The organism is Pseudomonas sp. WS 5011 (genome assembly GCF_012985775.1).
Classification (GTDB): domain Bacteria; phylum Pseudomonadota; class Gammaproteobacteria; order Pseudomonadales; family Pseudomonadaceae; genus Aquipseudomonas; species Aquipseudomonas peli.
Genome location: NZ_JAAQXA010000014.1, coordinates 48988 through 65786, shown reverse-complemented (window position 1 = coordinate 65786; position 16799 = coordinate 48988). Strand labels below are relative to the sequence as shown.

At 60.7% G+C, this 16799-nt stretch carries 18 protein-coding genes; 7 read left to right on the top strand and 11 right to left on the bottom strand.

Annotated features, from left to right (window positions below):
- Window positions 1–65: 65 nt before the first annotated feature.
- Window positions 66–2123: a FimV/HubP family polar landmark protein gene (locus HBN63_RS15390; protein WP_170050040.1), complete on the top strand. Its 2058-nt coding sequence runs from the start codon at window positions 66–68 to the stop codon at window positions 2121–2123.
- Between the two features lie 114 nt (window positions 2124–2237).
- Window positions 2238–2525 (top strand): SelT/SelW/SelH family protein, encoded by a 288-nt coding sequence (locus tag HBN63_RS15385; RefSeq protein ID WP_090248221.1) that lies wholly within the window; start codon window positions 2238–2240, stop codon window positions 2523–2525.
- On the opposite strand, the gene HBN63_RS15380 is transcribed toward HBN63_RS15385, so the two are convergent.
- The 3 genes from HBN63_RS15380 to HBN63_RS15370 form a co-directional block, all read right to left on the bottom strand.
- The gene (locus HBN63_RS15380; protein ID WP_170050039.1) at window positions 2526–3377 is read right to left on the bottom strand and encodes a DMT family transporter; all 852 of its coding nucleotides are present in this window, start codon (window positions 3375–3377) and stop codon (window positions 2526–2528) included.
- On the bottom strand, window positions 3374–3709 hold the full coding sequence (locus tag HBN63_RS15375) for a tRNA-binding protein (protein ID WP_170050038.1): 336 nt from the start codon (window positions 3707–3709) through the stop codon (window positions 3374–3376). Before HBN63_RS15375 ends, HBN63_RS15380 begins: the two co-directional genes overlap by 4 nt.
- Window positions 3710–3817: 108 nt before the next feature.
- On the bottom strand, window positions 3818–4567 hold the full coding sequence (locus HBN63_RS15370; protein WP_170050037.1) for an AraC family transcriptional regulator: 750 nt from the start codon (window positions 4565–4567) through the stop codon (window positions 3818–3820).
- A gap of 125 nt (window positions 4568–4692) precedes the next feature.
- Here HBN63_RS15370 and HBN63_RS15365 point away from each other — a divergent pair, with 125 nt between their 5' ends.
- Together HBN63_RS15365 and HBN63_RS15360 are read left to right on the top strand one after the other, a co-directional pair.
- The gene (locus tag HBN63_RS15365; RefSeq protein ID WP_170050036.1) at window positions 4693–5511 is read left to right on the top strand and encodes a UDP-2,3-diacylglucosamine diphosphatase; all 819 of its coding nucleotides are present in this window, start codon (window positions 4693–4695) and stop codon (window positions 5509–5511) included.
- Window positions 5508–6566 carry a glycosyltransferase family 1 protein gene (locus tag HBN63_RS15360; protein WP_170050035.1) on the top strand — a complete coding sequence of 353 codons (1059 nt, stop codon included), beginning with the start codon at window positions 5508–5510 and terminating at the stop codon, window positions 6564–6566. Before HBN63_RS15365 ends, HBN63_RS15360 begins: the two co-directional genes overlap by 4 nt.
- On the opposite strand, the gene HBN63_RS15355 is transcribed toward HBN63_RS15360, so the two are convergent.
- Together HBN63_RS15355 and HBN63_RS15350 are read right to left on the bottom strand one after the other, a co-directional pair.
- A complete protein-coding gene (locus HBN63_RS15355) occupies window positions 6559–7947 on the bottom strand; it encodes an adenylate/guanylate cyclase domain-containing protein (protein ID WP_170050034.1) in 1389 nt (462 codons plus the stop codon). The genes HBN63_RS15360 and HBN63_RS15355 overlap by 8 nt on opposite strands.
- Window positions 7948–8118: 171 nt before the next feature.
- Window positions 8119–8436 carry an Mpo1-like protein gene (locus HBN63_RS15350; protein ID WP_167141505.1) on the bottom strand — a complete coding sequence of 106 codons (318 nt, stop codon included), beginning with the start codon at window positions 8434–8436 and terminating at the stop codon, window positions 8119–8121.
- Between the two features lie 151 nt (window positions 8437–8587).
- Between HBN63_RS15350 and HBN63_RS15345 the strand changes: the two genes are divergently transcribed.
- On the top strand, window positions 8588–9589 hold the full coding sequence (locus HBN63_RS15345; protein ID WP_170050033.1) for an AraC family transcriptional regulator: 1002 nt from the start codon (window positions 8588–8590) through the stop codon (window positions 9587–9589).
- A gap of 8 nt (window positions 9590–9597) precedes the next feature.
- Here HBN63_RS15345 and HBN63_RS15340 read toward each other — a convergent pair whose 3' ends face one another.
- Window positions 9598–11052 (bottom strand): TrkH family potassium uptake protein, encoded by a 1455-nt coding sequence (locus HBN63_RS15340; RefSeq protein WP_160085024.1) that lies wholly within the window; start codon window positions 11050–11052, stop codon window positions 9598–9600.
- A gap of 72 nt (window positions 11053–11124) precedes the next feature.
- Window positions 11125–12579 carry a TrkH family potassium uptake protein gene (locus tag HBN63_RS15335; RefSeq protein ID WP_170050032.1) on the bottom strand — a complete coding sequence of 485 codons (1455 nt, stop codon included), beginning with the start codon at window positions 12577–12579 and terminating at the stop codon, window positions 11125–11127.
- 154 nt (window positions 12580–12733) lie between these two features.
- On the opposite strand from HBN63_RS15335, the gene HBN63_RS15330 reads away from it, so the two are divergent.
- Together HBN63_RS15330 and HBN63_RS15325 are read left to right on the top strand one after the other, a co-directional pair.
- Window positions 12734–13105 (top strand): YkgJ family cysteine cluster protein, encoded by a 372-nt coding sequence (locus tag HBN63_RS15330; RefSeq protein WP_167141497.1) that lies wholly within the window; start codon window positions 12734–12736, stop codon window positions 13103–13105.
- 74 nt (window positions 13106–13179) lie between these two features.
- On the top strand, window positions 13180–13746 hold the full coding sequence (locus HBN63_RS15325) for a nitroreductase family protein (protein WP_170050031.1): 567 nt from the start codon (window positions 13180–13182) through the stop codon (window positions 13744–13746).
- Here the strand turns inward: HBN63_RS15325 and HBN63_RS15320 are convergent.
- The 4 genes from HBN63_RS15320 to HBN63_RS15305 form a co-directional block, all read right to left on the bottom strand.
- Window positions 13712–15055: a HAMP domain-containing sensor histidine kinase gene (locus HBN63_RS15320; RefSeq protein ID WP_170050030.1), complete on the bottom strand. Its 1344-nt coding sequence runs from the start codon at window positions 15053–15055 to the stop codon at window positions 13712–13714. The genes HBN63_RS15325 and HBN63_RS15320 overlap by 35 nt on opposite strands.
- 86 nt (window positions 15056–15141) lie before the next feature.
- A complete protein-coding gene (locus HBN63_RS15315; protein WP_170050029.1) occupies window positions 15142–15567 on the bottom strand; it encodes a Spy/CpxP family protein refolding chaperone in 426 nt (141 codons plus the stop codon).
- 130 nt (window positions 15568–15697) lie between these two features.
- Complete coding sequence (locus HBN63_RS15310) at window positions 15698–16375, bottom strand: response regulator transcription factor (RefSeq protein ID WP_167141490.1); 678 nt, start codon at window positions 16373–16375, stop codon at window positions 15698–15700.
- Between the two features lie 3 nt (window positions 16376–16378).
- A complete protein-coding gene (locus HBN63_RS15305) occupies window positions 16379–16780 on the bottom strand; it encodes a translation initiation factor 2 (protein ID WP_090248196.1) in 402 nt (133 codons plus the stop codon).
- Window positions 16781–16799: the final 19 nt, after the last annotated feature.

The window sequence follows — 16799 nt, the reverse complement described above, 5'->3', positions numbered from 1 at the left end:
TGGAAGCGCACGTCTCGGGCGTGTAGTGGCGAGGGTGCAGGAGCGGATTCAACGGGAGCGTTTTTATGGCAAAGGTTCGTCAATTACTGATTGGTCTGGCGTCCAGCTCGGCCCTCTATTCCGGGCTGGTTCCAGCCCTTGGCCTGGGTGAAATCACCTTGCATTCGGCACTTAGTCAGCCGCTGGATGCCGAAATCGAATTGTTTGATGTGGGCGATCTGACCGCTGAAGACATGCGTGTGCGCCTGGCGCCTGCCGAAGTGTTCAGTCGTTCCGGCGTCGACCGTCTGTATTTCTTTAATGACCTGCGTTTTACCCCGTTGCTGCGGGGCGGCAAGAGTGTGATTCGCGTGGTATCGACGCAGCCAGTGCGTGAGCCTTACCTGAATTTTATTGTTGAAGTGGTCAGGCCCAACGGCCAGTTGTACCGCGAGTACACCGTATTGCTTGACCCACCCAGCTCTGCGGCTTACCGCAGCCTAGCGGCGCCGGCTGCATCTACAGTACCTGTATCGGCACCAACTGTGACTCGTGCCGAGGCTGTTGAGCCTGCACGGCGAGAGGTATTGCCCGCCGCTCAGCAGGGAAATCGCTACAGCGTGGTCAGCGGCGACAGCTTGTGGAGGATTGCCGAGCGTCTGGCCGCTGAGACAGGGCAGGTGACGCCTCAGGTGCTGATGAACGATATCCATGCGCTTAATCCACAAGCCTTTATCAACGGTGATATCAATCGCCTGCGTGCCGGTGCGCAATTGCTCTTGCCCGATAGTGTTGCGGGTGTGCCTTCTGCAGTGGTCGAGCCGGCAGTAGCGGCAACTGCTGCGCCCGAGACTGTGGCTGCGCCTAGTGCTCAGCTGCCGGTCGACCCGCCAGCCGAGCTGCTGATTCAGGAACAGGCTCGCGTCGAGCAGGAGCTGGCCAGCCAAATTAGTGAGACCCTGCAATTGCAACAGAGCCTGGCGCAGCTGGGCCTGCAGGTTCAGCAGCTGCAGGAACAGATGGAAGCGCGTGATCAGCAGATTGCTGGCCTGCAGGCCGAGTTGGCCGCGCGTCGTGCGAGCGCTGAAGCAAGTGCCGCGTCTGTGCCTGCTCCTGTCGCGTTAACCGCACCGGTTACGGCGGAATCAGGTAGCAACTGGCTGGCGATTATTGCCGGTCTGCTGGCGCTGTTACTGGCCGGTGTCGTGGGGCTGTTCTGGCGCAGCAGAAAACCCGTTGAGCCGGCCCCTGTTGCGGTCGCCGCTGCCGTAATGCCGGTTATGCAGACAGTGACCAGTTCTGCTCCAGCGGCAGCTGTAACGCCGGCCGCTGCAGTGGCGCTCAATATGCGCGAGGTGCCGCGTGGTGGGCCGGTATGGCCAGCAGCGGGTGAGGATGCGCTGCAAAGTGCCAACGTGTATATCGCTTATGGCCGCCTGAATGAGGCCGCCAGCACGTTACGCAAGGCCTGGGAGGCCCAGCCGCAGCGCAGTGATATCGGTTTCCGTCTGCTGGAAGTGCTAGCGTTGTTGGGGGATGCCCAAGGTTTTATCGACCATGAAGCCGTGGTACGGACATCCGGCTTTACTCCGGCGCGGATCGACGAGTTGAAGGCGCGGCATGCCGAGTTGTTCAGCGCGCCGCCGGCCAGTTTGCTGGACGATGTGGTGCTGGAGCTGGATGAGGTCGAGGCGCAGCCGTTGGTGGATGCTGCCAATGATGGCCAGCTCAATCTGGACGATATGTCGCTGGATGCCGACTGGGATCTGGTCAGCCCCTTTGCCCCAACTGCGCCGAACAAAGTGGCGGACAAGACCGGCAGCAGTACTGCGGCCAAGCGTAAGACTTCGGATATCTTCGAACTGTCCAGCAGCCGTGATGCCCGCAGCCCGTTTGCCGAGTCCATGCTGGTGGAAGAAACATCCAATGACGGTTGGGGTGGTGACGTCCTTGATGTGGAGCTGCTGGATGATTTTGATGAGCTGGCCAGCAACCGCGAAAACCTGTCCAAACTGAACATGGCCCTGGCGTATATCGAGCAGGGCAGCCTGGACAGCGCCTGCCAGATCCTCAATGAAGTAATCAACGAAGGCGATGAAGAGCAGAAGCAGGAGGCGCGTCAGCTGCTGGCTAAAATCGCCTGATTCAGAACGCTGTTGCTCAACGCCCGCTAGCTTGCGCTAAGCGGGCGTTTTTCTTCTGCTGACCTATGGCAGCTGCGCGTTATCATCGGTTTTTCATCCGCCGTGAGCCTGCCAATGTCCAACCCCAAAGTCGAAGTAGTTATCACCTATTGCACGCAATGCCAGTGGCTGCTGCGCGCTGCCTGGCTAGCGCAGGAACTGCTGTCGACGTTTACCGATGATTTATCCAGGGTTTGCCTGGAGCCCGGTACTGGTGGGGTGTTTCGCATCACTTGTGATGGTGTGCAGATCTGGGAGCGCAAGGCCGATGGCGGTTTTCCTGAGGCCAAGGTGCTCAAGCAGCGCTTGCGCGATCAGATTGATCCGGCGCGGGATCTGGGTCATAACGACCGCAGCCATTGATCACTTGGCCATCCGCGCCGATAGAAAGATCGCGCTGACAATCAGCAGCCCGCCAGCCAGCATGCGCAGTGTCGGCACTTCGCTGAACAACAGCCAGGCGAAGGCAATGCCGTAGATCGGCTCCAGGGCGAAAATCACCGCCGTGGTGCGTGCCTTGAGTACCCGCAGGCTGGCGACGAACAGGCTGTGCGCCAGGCCCGTGCAGAAGATCCCAAGCATGGCCATCCATAACCAGTCCTGAGCCTGCACGCTGGGTAGCGTCGGCCAGGCCAGCGGCAGGAATACCAGCAGCACGGTGAGGTTCTGGTACAGCGCCGCCTGCACTGGCTCGATGCCACGGGTGCTGGCGCGGTTGAGCAGCGACAGCAGGGCGAACAGCAGGCCGGATAATACCGCCCAGAGCAGGCCGCTGGTGGCCTGGCTGCTCAGGTCGAAATGCGGGGTGACCAGCACCAGGCCCAGGCACACCAGCGCCACCATGGCGTATTCGACCGGTCGGGTGCGCTCGCGGAATAGCAAACCTTCGAGCAGTACGGTAAAGGCCGGGAAACTGGCGAAGCCGAGGGTGGCGATGGCCACGCCGGAGATATGCACGGACTCGAAAAAACTCCACCAGTGACCGCCAAGCAGCAGGCCGCCAAGGGCCAGCAGGCTGGACTGGCGCAAGCCGAGGCGCACCAGACGCGCGTTGCTGATCAGCTTGGCGAACAGCAATAAGGCCGCTACAGCGAATGCAGCGCGGCCGGCGGAAATCATCTGCGGGGTCGTATTGGCCAGCTTGCCGAATATGCCGGATAGGCCAAACAGCAGGGCGCCTAGATGGATCGCCAACAGTGCATTGCGTTGATTCATGCCAGGCGCGCGCCGTTGGGGAGCGGTTTGTCGAAGCCGGCTAACACGACCTTGTTGTCGGCGTCATAGATGCCGGTCACCAGCACTTCGGAGCGCACGCCGGCGATGCGCTTGGCGGCGAAGTTGCACACGCACAGCACTTGGCGGCCGACTAGCTGCTCGCAGCTGTAATGGGCGGTGAGCTGGGCGCTGGAGGTCTTGATACCCAGCTCGCCGAGATCCACTTCCAGCACATAGGCGGGTTTGTTGGCTTTTTCATTAGGTCGGGCGGTGCGAATGGTGCCGACGCGCAGCTCCACTTTTTCAAAGTCCTGCCATTCGATGTTTTGCATAGGCGACTCCTCGATTCTGCCGGGCAGTCTAGGTGCCTATCTGCGCCGTTGTCTGTCGCGGGAATCGTGGGTTTTGTCGCCAGGCTCTCACAAGAGAGTGTCGGCAAATTAGTCAGTGCGGCGCAGTTGCCGAGGTGTAACGCCAAGATGCCGTGACAGGGCAGCGCTAAAGGCACTTTGCGAGCTGTAGCCGACCCGCGCAGCGATCTCGCCAATTGCCAGGTTGCTGCCTAGAAGCAGTTGACGTGCCAGTTGCAGGCGACGGCTGCGCACATAATCCATTGGCGTTTGCCCGGTTTCGGCGAGAAAACGCGCGTGAAAACGTGCTGCCGACAGGCCAGCCAGGCGTGCCAGATCGGCTACCTGCAAAGGGTGCGCGGCATGCTGGTCGATATGCGCATCCAGCGCAGCCAGCGGCAGGCGACTGGCTGCGTGGGCAGTAATCTCGGCATTGGCCAGGCTGGCCAAAAGCAAAGCAGCGCCTTGCTGGGCGATCACCGGGTCATTGATCGGGCTAGCGGCCAGCCAGCTGACCAGCTGACTTTGTGCGGGGTTGAGGCTGACGGCGGCAGGTTTGTCCAGCAGACGACGGGTGGCATCCAGGTGTCGGCCCAGCTGTTGTTGCAGCCAGTCCTCGCACGGTACGTCGAGTACCAGGCAGTGGCTGCCGTTCTTACTGCCGCAGGCGTGCTGCGCATCACTGGGTACCACAGCCAGTGTCTGGCGCTTTACCTGGCTGCCATGGCCGGCCACTTCGAACTCCAGCAAGCCGCTCAGGCCGAAGACCAGCTGCGCATGCTCATGGCTGTGGCTGAGCAGTTCGTGGCTGTAGTGACGCAGCGAGAGCAGCGAGGACATGGTGGGCTCCTTGTTCGGCCAGTCAGTTTATACCCTTTAGGGGTTGTCACCGAATTGCCATGGCGCTGTCATGCACCTTTCACCCCGACTGCGCAGACTCGAGCAAACCCAGCCGGAGGTCGTCCATGACCAGCGCTCAGCTCGCCAAGCCCAGCCGCAAGCAACGTGTCCGTACCCTGTGGATTTCCGATGTGCACCTGGGCACCCGGGATTGTCAGGCCGAACACCTGGCAGCGTTTCTCAAGCGCTACCAGACCGACAAGATTTACCTGGTCGGTGACATCATCGACGGCTGGAAGCTGCGTAGCGGGGTGTATTGGCCGCAGTCGCACAGCAACGTGATCCGCCGTCTACTGACCATGAGCAAGCGCGGCACCGAGGTGATTTACGTTACCGGCAACCATGATGAATTTCTGCGCCGCTATTCCAGCCTGATGCTCGGCAATATCCAGTTGGTCGATGAGGCCGAGCACTTCACTGCCGATGGCCGCCGTCTGCTGGTGATTCACGGTGACCAGTTCGATGTGATCACCCGTTATCACCGCTGGTTGGCCTTTCTCGGCGATTCGGCCTACGAATTCACCCTGACCCTCAATCGTTGGCTGAATTACTGGCGTAGCCGCTATGGCTATGGCTATTGGTCGCTGTCGGCTTACCTCAAGCACAAGGTCAAGACGGCGGTGAACTTTATCAGTGACTTTGAAGAAGCCATCGTCCACGAATGCGCCAAGCGCGGCTTCAATGGCGTGGTCTGCGGGCATATCCACCACGCCGAGATTCGTCCGATGGGCGAGGTCGAGTACATGAATTGCGGCGACTGGGTGGAGTCCTGCACGGCGCTGATCGAGCATCTGGATGGCAGTATCGAACTGTATCGCCTAGCTGATGATCAGGCGCGTCAGTTGCAGGCAGCTCCAGTTGCGGCTGCCGAGCCGGCCCTGTGAGGATTCTGATCGTCTCCGACGCCTGGACACCCCAGGTCAATGGCGTGGTCACCAGCCTGCAGGCACTGATCAGCGAGCTGCGCGGCCTCGGTCATCAGGCTAAGCTGCTGTCACCGACGGACTTTCGCGCGCTGCCATGCCCCAGCTACCCGGAAATTCCCTTGGTGTGGAACCTCTGGCGGGTTGGCCCGGCGATTCGCGCGTTTCGCCCGGACTGTGTACACCTGGCCACCGAAGGCCCACTGGGTTGGGCCGCACGGCGCTGGCTAAGCAAGCGTGGCCTGGCGTTCTCCAGCGCCATCCATACGCGTTTTCCCGAATACGTGCACACCCGCTGGCCCTGGATTCCACTGCGTTGGGGTTATGCCTTTCTGCGCGCCTTTCACCGGCCGAGCCAGGCGGTGCTGGTGACCACCGAGCGCATGCGTGAGGAGTTTGCCGGTTGGGACTTCAAGCGTCTGGTGCTGTGGCGCAAGGGCGTTGATACGCGGCTGTTCTGTCCGCCGGTGGCGCCGAAAAACCTGGCTGAGCCAGTATTTCTGTATGTCGGGCGGATTGCCCCGGAGAAGAATATCGAGGCTTTTCTTGCCCTCGATCTGCCGGGGCAGAAGCAGGTGGTCGGCGATGGCCCGCAGCGCGAGGCGTTAGAGGCGGCTTATCCGCACGTGCGCTTTCTCGGCTATCAGCATGGCCAGGCCTTGGCCGAGGCTTATCAGAATGCCAGCGTGCTGGTATTCCCTTCACGTACCGATACCTATGGTTTGGTGATGCTTGAGGCCCTGGCCTGCGGTACGCCTGTGGCAGCGTTTCCGGTAGCCGGGCCGCTGGATGTGTTGCAGGCGGGCGTCAGCGGGGTCATGCATGAGGACTTGCGTGCGGCCTGCCTGGAGGCCTTGAGCCTGGATCGTGGGCGTTGCGCTGCGTTGGCCGCGCGGCAATCCTGGCGAGCGTCGGCGCTGGAATTTCTGGCACAGCAGCCGTTGCTCGATGGTGAGTTGTGCATGCCGGTTGTGCAGGACTCACACGCAGCGGGGCATAAGCAGGCGCTTACATGATTACCTTGTCACGCAGCTTGTCGGCTGCCTGACTGAGGGCCTGGATGACCTTTTCCTTGTCGAAATTCTGGATGCCGTTGGTATCCAGGTACATGGAGAAGCCGGGTAGTTCGTGTTCGACATAACTGGATGTGGCGCCCAGGTCGCGACGGAAATCCACCACCTGGTAGATCTGCACGGGGCGGGTAAAGCCCTTGACGTTGATCTGGCCCTTGTCGCGGCACATGATCACGTCCTTGATCAGTGAATAGGTCTCATGAGAGATCAGGATCTCACCGGATTCAGCAGCACTTTCCAGGCGGCTGGCGAGGTTCACATCGCGACCGATGATGGTGTAGTCCATGCGCGTATCAGCGCCGAAGTTGCCCACGGTGCAATAACCGGTGTTCAGCCCCATGCGGATTTCCAGCGGCTTGGTGATGCCCTGGGCACGCCATTGCTGGCGCAGTACCTTCATATGCTTGCGCATGGCGATGGCCATGGACACTGCATTCACCGCATCTTTCTTCGCGCCTTTGCTGCTCGGGTCGCCGAAAAATACCATCACGCAGTCGCCAACGAACTTGTCGATCGTGCCGCCGTATTTCAGGCAGATCTTCGACATCTCGTTGAGGTAGGTGTTGAGCAGGTCGGTCAGGGCTTCCGCTTCCAGTTCCTCTGACAGCTCGGTGAAGCCTTTGATGTCGGAGAAGAATACCGTGAGCTTTTTACGTTGGGTCTCCAGGCGCACGCTCTTCTTGCCAGTGAAGATCGACTCCCACACCTGCGGTGACAGGTACTTGGCGAGGTTACGTGCCAACCGGGCAGCTTTTTCCTGTTCGCGGCTGATTTCGCTGCGCACCTGCGCCAGGCGCAGGCCCTGCTGGTGGACAAAATAGGCGGTGATGCAGATGTACAGAGTAGTGAAGGCAATGCTCACCAGTGCCACCAGCGCCGGGGTGTGCACGTTGGGCTTGGCCTCAATCATGGCCAGGATAAAAACGGCACTGCTCAGGGCGATCAGGCCCGCCAGGCCGAGGTAACGCAGGCCGCCGATGACCAGGGCACTGAACGTCATGATCAGTAGCGCCATTAAACTGGGTACCACTGAGAAGCCCAGCAGGGCAATCGCGCCACCGCAGTGCAAGGCATCAATAAACAGCAGGCTGAGCATCGTGCGCTGCGGGTGATCACGCTTGAAGCGCAGGCTCAGGTGGTGCGCCAGGTGCGGGTAAAGCAGGGCGTAGGGCACCATCCAGAGAATGTCGTAGCTGAAATGTTGGGTGTAGGTGCCGGCGGCAATGCTGGCTGCGATGGCGATATAGGCCAGTACGCGCGAGTAGTACTCACGCAGCGGTGGTGCCGGCAGTGCGGAAATTCGGGGGGGGCTTTTGACATTCATCCGATGGGACAATCCCTGCTGCTCGTCTGGCACCTCTGCTGGGTGCCTGGGTGGCGCACCGTGCAGGCTGCGCGAAATAAGCCAGGGATCATAACCAAGCCCACCGCAACCGCCAAGCGCGGCGGCCGAACGGCAAGGTAGCGTGGGTCAGTGGTTGCGAGCAGCGAGCGCTTAAAACTTGATGCGTCCGGTAAAGGCATCCTTGAGCATGACCCAGTCACCCATCAGCGAGTAGAACGGGTAGTCAAAGGTGGCGGGGCGGTTTTTTTCGAAAACGAAGTGGCCGACCCAGGCGAAGCCATAGCCCAGCAGCGGGATGGCCAGCAGCCACAGCCACTGCTGAGTGACCAAGGCATAACCCAACACGCAGAGCACCAACAGGCTGCCAACGTAATGCAGTCGGCGGCAGGTGGCATTGCTGTGCTCCTGCAGGTAATAGGGGTAAAACTCGGCGAAGCTGCTGAAGCGTTCGTGGGTTTCAGTACTCATCGGGGGCTCCTCTTATTCTTTTGAGCGTCACCCAGCTTGCAGCTGTGGCGGCTTACTAGCAGTCTAGGTCGACTGACGCGCTGGGCCACTGACATTAGGTGCCAGTTTAGTATCCTTCTGTCGCCCCTAGATTTCCTTATAAGAACAACTCATGAGCGAACGTACCACTTCATCCAGTTGGGCCTCGGGCATTGTCGCGGCCCTGGAGCTTGGCGGGGTTGATTGCCGCAGCCTGTTTGTCCAGTTGGGGCTCGACTATGCGGCCCTGACCGATCCCGACGCGCGCTTTGCCCAGGATGCGATGACCCGGCTCTGGCACATGGCCGTGGAGGCCTCGGGCAATCCGGCCATTGGCCTGAATATGGCGAAGATCTTGCGACCATCGTCCTTCAATGTGGTTGGGTATGCGGTGATGAGCAGTCGCAACCTGCAGGAAGGCTTTGCCCGGCTGGTGCGTTATCAGCGGATTATTGGCGAAGGCGCCGACCTCAGCTTTCATCCCACCCCGGAAGGCTATGAGATGCTGCTGGCGATTCATGGTGACCGGCTACCGTCGGCCCGGCAGAGCGCCGAAGCCTCGCTGGCGCACTCCCTGGCGTTTTGCCGTTGGCTGACCGGCAAGCCGCTGCGCCCGCGGCGGGTGAGCTTTATCGGGCCGGCGCCGGAGGACATGGCGCCCTATGACGAAGTGTTCCAGTGTCCGCTGAAATTCAATGCCGAGCATTACGGCTTGCTGTTCGAACGCGCCGACCTGGATGCTCCGCTGCCGTCAGCCAATGAGGCGCTGGCACAGCTGCATGACCGCTTTGCCGGCGATTACCTGGCGCGTTTTTCCGGTACACGGGTGACCCATCAGGTGCGGCAGGTGTTATGCCGTCTGTTGCCTCAGGGCGAACCCAAGCGTGAGGCGGTGGCGCAGGCGCTGTTGCTGTCTGAGCGTACGTTGCAGCGGCGCTTGCAGGATGAAGGCACCAGCTATCAGCACCTGCTCGACGATACGCGCCGTGAGTTAGCCGGCCAGTACCTGGGGCAGGCTAACCTGACCCTACTGGAAATTTCCTACCTGCTGGGTTTCTCTGATCCGAGCAACTTCTTCCGCGCTTTCCGTCGCTGGTTTGACAGCACGCCGGGCGAGTACCGCGCACGGCTTTAACGGCGCGCTTAGTGTCGCCAGAAGGCCGGCAGCATCAGCACTAGCACGGTGAGGATTTCCAGGCGGCCGAGCAGCATGCCGAAGGTCAGCAGCCATTTGGCGGTGTCCGGCAAGCTGGAGAAGTTACCCGCCGGGCCAATGATCGGGCCCATGCCCGGGCCGACGCCGGAGACGGTGCTGGCCGCGCCACTGAGTGCGGTGATCCAGTCCAGGCCGCAGAGCGTCAGGCCCAGCGCCAGCACGGCGATGGTGATGGTGAAGAAGAACGAGAAGGTCAGAATCGAGCGGACAATGTCCTCATCCAGGTGGTGGCGGTTGTACTGCTGCTTGATCACGGCGCGTGGATGAATCAGCTGCATCAGGTTGGCCCTGAGCAGCACGTAGGCTACCTGGAAACGGAAGATCTTCAGACCGCCGGCAGTTGAGCCCGAACACCCCCCGATAAACCCTAAGTAGAAGAACAGCATGCCGGCAAAACCGCCCCATAGCGTGTAGTCACCCAGGGCAAAGCCGGTGGTGGTCATGATCGAGGTGGTGTTGAACGCCACGTGGCGAATGGCTTCGAGCCAGTGCAGCTCGGTGCTGATGTAATACCACGTGCCGAGTAGCAGCCAGGTGCTCAGCAGAATGCCGAGAAAGCCCCGCACCTGCTGGTCGCGGATCAGCGCTTTGTAATTGCCGCGCAGCATTGAGGCAAACAGCACGAACGGCACACTGCCGAGAATCATCAGCACGATGGTTACCCAGTGCACGGCGGGCTCAGTCCATTTCCCCAGGGACTGATCAGAGGTGGAAAACCCGCCGGTGGCGATGGCTGACATGGTGTGATTGATCGCATCGAAGACGCCCATGCCAGCGGTCCAGAGTGCCAGGCAGCCGATGAGGCTGATGCCCAGGTAGGCCGCGATCATGTATTTGGCGACCATGTGCGAGCGCGGCATGATTTTTTCGGAGCGGTCCGAGGATTCAGTCTGGAACAAGCGCATGCCGCCGATGCGCAGCATGGGCAGAATCGCCACGGCCATGGCGATAAAACCAATCCCGCCGAGCCAGTGCAGCAGGGAGCGCCAGATCAGAATCCCCGGTGACATGCTGTCCAGCCCGGTGAGAACCGTGGCGCCGGTGGCGGTGATGCCCGACATGCTCTCGAACACAGCGTCGGTCACGCCCAGGTGTTGGGAAAACATGAACGGCAGTGCGGCGAACAGCCCCACCAGAATCCAGCTGGACACCGTCAGCAAGTACATGTCGCGTGGGCGCAGCTGCACGTCTTTGGGCCTGCCCTGGGCAATCATCGCGATACCCGCTATGCATGTGATCAGGCTGGACCAGAGAAACGCATTCAGCTCGTCAGGCCGCGCAAACAATACGAGGGTCAACATGGGGACTGCCATGCTGATCGCCAGGGTCAGAAGAAAGATGCCATTGATAAACGCGATAATCCGCAGGGTCGGCCAAGCCATTTAAGCGTGTTCCATTCCATGAGTAGCAGGAGTCTAGGTGATCGGGCTGGCTTTTCGCTGGGTCGATTTCACTCAATGGCGCCAGAATGCTCGCGTGACCAGAACCAGTACTGTGAGGATTTCCAGTCGACCGAGAAGCATGCCGATGGTCAGCAGCCATTTGGCCGCATCCGGTAAGGTCGAAAAATTACCTGCCGGGCCGATGATTGGCCCTAGTCCCGGGCCCACGTTACAGACGGCTGTTGCGGCACCGGTTAGCGCGGTTACCCAGTCCAGGCCCAGTAATGTCAGGCCAAGGGCAATCACGCCGATGGTGATGGTGAAGAAAAACGAAAAGGTGATCAGCGAGCGGACAATCTCTTCATCAAGATTGTGGTTGTTGTACTGCTGCTTGATTACTGCGCGCGGGTGCACCAGTTGCTGCAGGTTGGCCCGCAGCAGCACATAGGCCACCTGAAAGCGAAAGATTTTCAGGCCGCCGGAGGTGGAACCCGAACAGCCGCCGACAAAGGTCAGGTAGAAGAACAGTAGCACTGCGAAACTGCCCCAGGTGGTGTAATCGCCCAGGGCATAGCCGGTGGTGGTGACCACCGAGGTGACATTCACCGCGACGATGCGAAACGCATCCAGCCAGCTGTTATCCGAGTACAGCCACAGCCATGTGCCGAACACCAGCCAGGTGGCCAGCAGAAAGCCGAGAAAGCCGCGTACCTGGTGGTCCTTGAACAGCGCTTTGCGGTTGCCGCGCAGTGTGGCGACATACAGGGTAAAGGGCAGGCCGCCGAAGATCATCAATACCACTGCCACCCAGTGCACGGCTGGTTGGCTCCAGTTGGCCAGGGATGAATCCGAGGTCGAGTAGCCGCCGGTGGAAATAGAGGTCATTGCATGATTGATCGCATCGAAGGGCGTCATGCCCGCCAGCCAAAAGCCGAGAAAGCCGATCAGGGTCAGGCCCAGGTAGATAAACAGAATGTATTTGGCCGCCATATGCGAGCGCGGCATGACCTTCTCGCCCCAGTCGGAGGATTCTGTCTGGAACAGGCGCATGCCACCAACCCGTAGCAACGGCAGAATCGCCACCGCCATGCCGATAAAGCCGATACCGCCCAGCCACTGCAGCATCGAGCGCCAGATCAGCAGGCCCGGTGATGCCTTATCCAATCCAACCAAAATGGTTGAGCCGGTGGTGGTAACGCCGGACATGGTTTCGAAGAAGGCATCGGTGTAGCTGATGTGCTGAATCAGCACCATCGGTAGGGCGGCGAAGATGCACACCACCAGCCAGCTACCGGTGGTTAGCAGGTACATGTCGCGCGGGCGCAGATGCGCTTCTTTCGGTCGCCCAGGGAGGACCATGGCAATGCCAGCAACTGCGGTTACCAGGCTGGACCAGAGAAAGGCGTTGAGGTCGTCGGTGCGTGAATACAGCAGCAGCGTCAACATGGGGATGAGCATGCTGACGGCCAGAGTGATCAGGAAGATGCCGAGAATAAAAGCAATGATGCGCAGTGTCGGCAATGACATGGAGTCGGCTCGGGCTCTGTAGGGCAAAGGGTCGTCATTCTACGCGCGCTGCAGCCGCTGTACAGCAGTCGTAATGGGTGCTTTACAAGCGCTTGGCGCTGCATAGAATAGCCACCAGGTGCCGGCCCTTGCCGGTTTCTGAGCCCTCCAAATCATGTCCGATAGTAATCCTTGTCTTAGCTGTGGCGCCTGCTGCGCGCATTTTCGTGTGTCTTTTTTCTGGGGGGAGTGCCAATCGGCCGGTGGTTTGATGCCGGACGATCAGGTTGTGCTGATCACCCCGCACCGTGTTGCCATGCGTGGCACGGAAAGCAAACCCACGCGTTGTAACGCCCTGCTGGGGGAAGTTGGCCAGGGGGTGCGCTGTACGCTGTATGAACAGCGCTCCAGCACCTGCCGCGAATTTGAGGCCTCCTGGGCCAATGGCGAGCACAATCCGCATTGCGATGCGGCGCGCAGTGCGCACGGCTTGCCGCCGTTAATGCCGCCGGTGTTGCCGAGCGTTTCTCCCGAGCGGGTGGCCTGAGAATCTGTGCGGATTGCCCCTCAGCTGCGCGCAGGCACTAGAATGGTCAACTGTTTCAATTGCCGAGGTGGCTGATGGACGCTCTAGATGCGTTGCTAAACCGTGTTTCTGCGCCGCGCCTGATGGCGCCTGCCCCTGATGCTGCTCAGCGTGAGCTGCTGTTTCGTGCCGCCTTGCGCGCGCCCGATCACGGCCAGCTCAAACCCTGGCGCTTCCTTACAGTGGAAGGCGAAGCGCTTGTGCAACTCGGTGAGCTGTTTGCCCGTGCATTACCTGCTGATGCCAGCCCTGAAGCCTTGACCAAAGCGCGTGCCATGCCACTGCGTGCGCCGTTGCTGGTGGTGGTGATTGCCCGCGTACAAGCCAGCCCTAAAGTCCCAGAGCAGGAGCAAGTGCTGGCCGCCGGCTGCGCTGCCCACGGGATTCTGCTGGCTGCCCATGCGCAAGGTATTGGTGCGGTCTGGCGCACCGGTGAGATGGCCTACAACCCGCAGGTCGCCGCTGGCCTGGGTCTGAGCGCGGATGAGCAGGTTATTGCCTACCTCTACCTGGGTACGCCGGAGCGCGAGTTGCGTGCGGTGCCGCAGGTTCAGGTCGATGATTTTGTCACGGCCTGGTCGGCGCCTGATTCAGCAGAGTAAGCGGTAGGCGCAGGGTGGCGATAAAGCCGCCTTGCGCATGATTACTCAGCTCCAGTTGCCCGCCATGCCGCTCCGCCGCGCGGCGCGCGATGGCAAGCCCGAGGCCATGACCACTACTGGTTTGGCCGGGCGCGCGGAAGAAGGGTTCGCCAAGTCGCGTCAGCATTTCAGGCGCAACGCCGGGGCCGTGGTCACGTACGCTCAGACATAGTTGCTCGGCGTTTCGGCTTGCCGTCAGTTCAATAGTCTGGCCAACCGGGTTAAAGCGCATGGCATTGCGCAGCAGGTTATCCAGCGCGCGTTGCAGCATGTCCGGCCAGCCGTTGAGCTGCAGGTCGCTTTCCAGCTGAATCTCGATTGTTTGCTCGGGCGCATCCAGGCGCGCATCGTCCTGCAGTTTGTGCAGCAGCTCACCCAGGTTGATTGGCTGCGCTGCGCCGGGTTCGGCGTCGAGGCGGGCGAGGGCGAGAATTTCACTGATCAGCGCTTCCAAGCGGTCACACTCCTGGCTCAGGCGTGGCCAGTACTTTTCCCGTTCCACTGCATCGGCGCGCTCGGTCAGCGCCAGGGCGATACGCAGGCGGGCCAGGGGGGAGCGCAACTCATGTGACACGTCGCGCAGCAGCTGGCGCTGGCTGCTGATCAAACCTTGAACACGTTCGCCCATACGGTTGAAGTCGGCCGCCAGTACGCCGAGCTCATCACGCCGTTCGGCCAATTTGGCCAGGCTGTTCTGCTGATAGGCGGTTTGCCCCAGGTCGTGCACGGCGCCGCGCAGGCGATTCAGCGGACGGGTGATGGAGAGCGTCAGCCAGAGGCTGAAGAGGGTCAGCACCAACATGGCGATTCCCAGTGCACTCAGCGGCCAGAGCAGGCTGTCGCGCTGCCAGGCGGCAACTTCTGGAATCGGGATGCGGTAAATAAACAGGTAGGTTTCGCCGCTGTGTGGGCTGGTGTAATCGACACTCAAGCGGCGCCAGGGCAGGCGCTTTTCATTGCGGTGACGGGCTTCAAAAGCCGCCGCACGCGGCGGGAAGGTGCCTTGAACGACCGGCTGGCCGCTGTCATCGAGGACCTGCACATCGATGCGGAACTTGCGTTTGCGTTGTTCGAGCAAATTTTGGGCTGCGCGCGGGCCTTTCTTTTCGTAGCGTTGCGTCCACGTCTCGGCGAGGTCATCCATGCCGGGGTGCTGGCTGAGCAGCCAGGCATCCTGATTGAGCATGCGCCCAAGCAACATGGACAGCCCGGCAACCAAGGCAATGGCCAGCCAGAAGCTGGCAAAAATGCGCCAGAACAGTGACCGCACGGTAGCTCCTTAGTGATGCAGTAGTAGAAATGCTAACGCCCACCCGGCTGGAAAGCCGGGTGGGCGTAGCGGCAACAATGCCTGGATCAGTTCTTTTTCGCTTGGTCTGCCTGCCAAGCCTTGAATGCCTGGTGCTCAGCGCGGCGCTCTTCCATCTTTTTCTGGTGTTCGTCGAAGGCTTTTTGCTGCTCAGGCTTGAGCAGGGCACGGATGGCGCTGTGCTGTTTGTCCTTGGCGGCCTGCAACTCGTCCTGCATGGCTTTCTGTTCAGCGGCGGGCAGCTTGTCCAGGTAGCGCTGGGTGATCTCATGGCGACCTTGCATCTGCTCGCCCATCAGCTTACGGATTTCGCGGTGTTGCTCTTTGCTCAGGTCGAGCTCTTTAAACATCCGGGAGCCATGTTCGCCATGATGGCCGCCGCCGTGCCGTGGACCATCTTCTGGCATGGCCATGGCCATGGCCAGGGTTGGGAGCGTCAGGGCGAGCAGTACTGCGGTCAGGGTTTTACGCATGGTGTATCTCCTTGTCTGAAACCGGTAAACACCGGATGAGCCCAGTCTAGGGCGGTCAAGGTCAAGGGCGGTCAGGGCAAGGTAAAGCTTAGGTAAAGAGCGCGGCGCAGCTGATTTACACAACCACGGCTCAGACGCTGTAGTAGTAACCGCGGCTACGCAGCGCCAAAATTCGCTGGCGGCCGTCGGCATGCGGGCCGAGTTTTTTGCGCAGGTTACTGACGTGCATATCCAGGCTGCGGTCATACAGGGTCAGTTTGCGGCCAAGGGCCAGTTGCGCCAGTTCCTGTTTATCCACCGGTTCGCCCGGCTGTTGCAGCAAGGCTTCGAGGATGCGGCTTTCCGAGAGCGTCAGCAGCACTTCTTGTTCGCCCAGGGTAACGGTGCCGCGTGCCTGGCTGTAATGCAGGTCACCCAGGTCGAGTGGGCTGCTGGGTGTGGCTGGCAGGCTGCGGCGTAACACTGCGCGCAGGCGTGCGGTGAGTTCGCGGGGGTCGCAGGGTTTAGCCAGGTAGTCGTCGGCGCCCAGTTCAAGACCGAGAATCCGGTCCAGCGGTTCGCCGCGCGCCGAAAGCATCAGCACCGGCAGCTCCGGATGGTCGCTGCGTAACTGCTTGAGCAGCTCCAGGCCGCTGCCATCGGGCAGCATCACATCCAGCACCACGGCATCCGGGCTGTGTTTGGCGAGGGCGTTGCGCGCGCTGTGGCCATCATGGCAAGCACTGACCTGAAAGCCTTCCTGGGTCAGCCAGCTGGTCAGCAGTTCGCAGAGTTCGACGTCGTCGTCGATTAACAGCAGATCACTCATGGGTCAGTTAAGCCACTCGCTGCGTGAACGACGGCCACGGCGTAGCAGGGCGCCGATGATCACCCCGAGTAAGCCGGCCCCGGCACCCGTGGCAAACCACATCTGCTGTTCACTGATCAGCGGTTGCGGGGCGCTGGCGATGGCTTTTTTCAGCTGCAGCTTGAGGCGCTGGTTTTCCTGGCGCAGGCGCTGCAGCTGCACGGTGTCACGTTCGTTGCTGCTGGTCTGCAGTTCAGTCGCGAGGGCTTCGCGTTGCTCTTCGCTGAGCGCCAGTCGCTGCTCCAGTTCATCAATCTGCGTCTGCGCTGAAGTGGCTTCTGCCAATGGCAGCGGAGGGCTTTCCTCGGCCTGAGTGACGGCTGGCAAGCACAGGGTCAAGAGCAGAAACAGCGGGCCTGGACGCATCGGAACTCCTATCTTTGTA